Genomic DNA, 2,864 nt, shown 5'->3' with positions numbered 1-2,864 from the left:
TAAAACAAATTGAAATTGTTAATCACCAAAACTACAGAAGTGACGTAATAGATCCATCAGGTAGTTTCATTGAAGGTGCAAATGAAATGTACCAAATTAGCCAATTTTTAAAAGAAAAAGGCAAAAATCCTAAGTACTATGAATCACATGATAGTTTAAAATTTCTAATTGATAATTTACAAGAACTATGTGACTTTGTTGATTACGATGAAAAAAATGTAGTGGAACGTATTGATCCTTCAATAAAACTATATATTTCAGAAAAAGAAAAAGTATCCTTGAATAATGAATTAGAAAAAGTATACTTAAAAGATAATTTAAGTGATAAAGTTAAAAGTGCATTAAAAGCATTACCAAAATAGTAAAAATCATTATGATGATGAAGTTTATTCAATTTCATCGAAAACAAATTCTGCTAGTTATAGATAAAATGCCTTAGCTTATGCAAGAAAGCATGGATATAGAGACTGTGCCAATTTTGTTTCACAATGCTTGCGTACAGATGGTGTAACGTTTTGGGAAAATGGCGCGTATAATATGTAATTGATTTTAATGAGCATTTTATAAATCATAAATAAGGTGGTGATATTTATTAATAAAAATAAAGTTATCTTGATTACTTTATTGTCAATTATATTTTTATTAATTATAATTATTTTTAATAAAAATAATATGAACCAAAAAGATTTAAAATCTACAAATGTGAACCCAAAAGATTTAAAATCTATGAGTATGAACCAATTAATAGAGATTAGGGATAAAGCTATTGACAAAAATTTGGAACCTCTTAGAAAATCTGGGGAAGATTTTATGAAAGAACGTAAAGATTCAATTCTAACTTTTGAGTTTGGACTAGTTGCATTTGTTGATAAAACATATTGTAATTTAAACCAAAAAGAAAAATTGATAAAACAAATTGAAATTGTTGACTATGAAAACAACATGGATGATGTGATAGATCCATCAGGTAGTTTCCTTGAGGGTATACATACACGTTATCAAATCAATCAATATTTACTAGAAAAAGGCAAAGATCCTAAGTACTATGAATCATATGATAGTTTGAAGTTTCTAATTGATAATTTACAAGAACTATGTGACTTTGTTGGTTCTGATATCTTAAAAGACGCCCTAGAGTCTGTTCAAAGCTCAATTGGATTGCAAAGTCAAGAACAACAGCAATCTTTGAGAGCGGATTTCAAAAAGGCTCGTAAAGGCTTGTCAAGATGATAATTTAAGTAAAGAAGTAAAAAAAGAAATAAAGTCTCTTAATTTAAACAACTAACTAGTCATTAAATTTTACTTTAATTACTAGTTTATGTATTTTACATAAAGTTAAAGTCCTCAAAATTCAAATAAATGAATTTTGAGGGCTTTTTTACTAGATATATTTAAATGTGTTTTTAGAGTATAATATATTATTTTTTATATTTAACTCCCAAATAAACTCATTTTAATCCATTTTTAATTATTTTTTTGAAAAATTCTATATAATTGACTCAGGTATAAATAAATTAAACTGATTTATTTTTGTATCTGTATATAATTTAAAATTGGTAGGTATATTATGATATTAAAAAAATTAAAAATCAAAAGAAGTTTAATAGTTTCATTATCAGCATTACTAATATGTTGTACTTTTACCAGTACATCATTTGTGGAAAATAATTTAGATAGTAAAAATCAAAATAATTTAGATAGTGAAAATCAAAAAAATTTTTATAATGACAGTCTAAACGCACAAAATTTAGAAGATTTAAGTGTTGATCAATTAATAAAGATTAGGGATAAAGCTATTGATGAAAACTTGGAACCTCTTAGAGAATTTGGTGAAGATGCTATTCAAAGACGTAAAGATTCAATTTTAACTTTTGACTTTGGACTGGTTGCATTTGTTGATAAAACATATAAGAATTTAACTGAAAAAGAAAAGTTAAAAAAACAGATTGAACTTGTTGATTACCAAAACTACATGAGTGACGTAATAGATCCATCAGGTAGTTTAATTGAACATGGAAATGAAATGTACCAAATTAGCAAATATTTAAAAGAAAAAGGCAAAAATCCTAAGTACTATGAATCATATGATAGTTTAAAATTTCTAATTGATAATTTACAAGAACTATGTGACTTTGTTGATTACGATGTAAAAAATGTAGTAGAAAGTGTTGATCCTTCAATAAAACTATATATTTCAGAAAAAGAAAAAGCATCATTGAATAATGAATTAGAAAAAGTATACTTAAAAGATAATTTAAGTGATGAAGTTAAACGTGCATTAAAAGCATTACCAAAATAGTAAAAATCATTATGATGATGAAATTTATTCAATTTCATCGAAAACAAATTTTGCTAGTTATAGATAAAATGCCTTAGCTTATGCAAGAAAGCATGGATATAGAGACTGTGCCAATTTTGTTTCACAATGCTTGCGTACAGATGGTGTAACGTTTTGGGAAAATGGAATGTATAATATGTAGTTGATTTTAATGAGTATTTTATAAATCATAAATAAGGTGGTGATATTTATTAATAAAAATAAAGTTATCTTGATTACTTTATTGTCAATTATATTTTTATTAATTATAATTATTTTTAATAAAAATAATATGAACCAAAAAGATTTAAAATCTACAAATGTGAACCCAAAAGATTTAAAATCTATGAATATGAACCAATTAATAGATATTAGGAGTAAGTCAATTGATAAAAATATAGAACCTCTTAGAGAATTTGGGGAAGATCATATTCAAATGCGTAAAGATGCAATTTTAGACCCTGAGGTTGGACTGGTTGGATTTGTTGATAAAACATATTGTAATTTAAACCAAAAAGAAAAATTAATAAAACAAATTGAAATTGTT

4 protein-coding genes are annotated in these 2,864 nt (G+C 25.0%); all 4 read left to right on the top strand.

What is annotated here, in order from left to right; genetic code table 11:
* On the top strand, positions 1-362 hold a 362-nt coding region (locus JWF52_RS18305; RefSeq protein ID WP_353654981.1), incomplete at its 5' end, for a hypothetical protein.
* A gap of 310 nt (positions 363-672) precedes the next feature.
* Positions 673-1,230: a hypothetical protein gene (locus JWF52_RS18295; RefSeq protein ID WP_286184274.1), complete on the top strand. Its 558-nt coding sequence runs from the start codon at positions 673-675 to the stop codon at positions 1,228-1,230.
* A 337-nt stretch (positions 1,231-1,567) separates the two neighbouring features.
* Positions 1,568-2,299, top strand: coding sequence for a hypothetical protein (locus JWF52_RS18290; protein ID WP_208334908.1), 732 nt, complete (start codon positions 1,568-1,570; stop codon positions 2,297-2,299).
* A 310-nt stretch (positions 2,300-2,609) separates the two neighbouring features.
* The coding region (locus JWF52_RS18280) for a hypothetical protein (RefSeq protein WP_353654980.1) at positions 2,610-2,864 on the top strand (255 nt) is incomplete at its 3' end.

The sequence above is a fragment of the Clostridium sp. CCUG 7971 genome, from assembly GCF_017590215.1.
In the GTDB taxonomy this organism is placed as follows: domain Bacteria; phylum Bacillota; class Clostridia; order Peptostreptococcales; family Peptostreptococcaceae; genus Faecalimicrobium.
The sequence above is the reverse complement of the archived record's forward strand: the minus strand, read 5'-3'. Positions and strand labels throughout refer to the sequence as shown.

Bases quoted from the DNA above. Each gene is read 5' to 3' on its own strand.
- JWF52_RS18295 (WP_286184274.1), top strand. From the start codon at position 673: ATGAACCAAAAAGATTTAAAATCTACAAATGTGAACCCAAAAGATTTA.
- JWF52_RS18290 (WP_208334908.1), top strand. From the start codon at position 1,568: ATGATATTAAAAAAATTAAAAATCAAAAGAAGTTTAATAGTTTCATTA.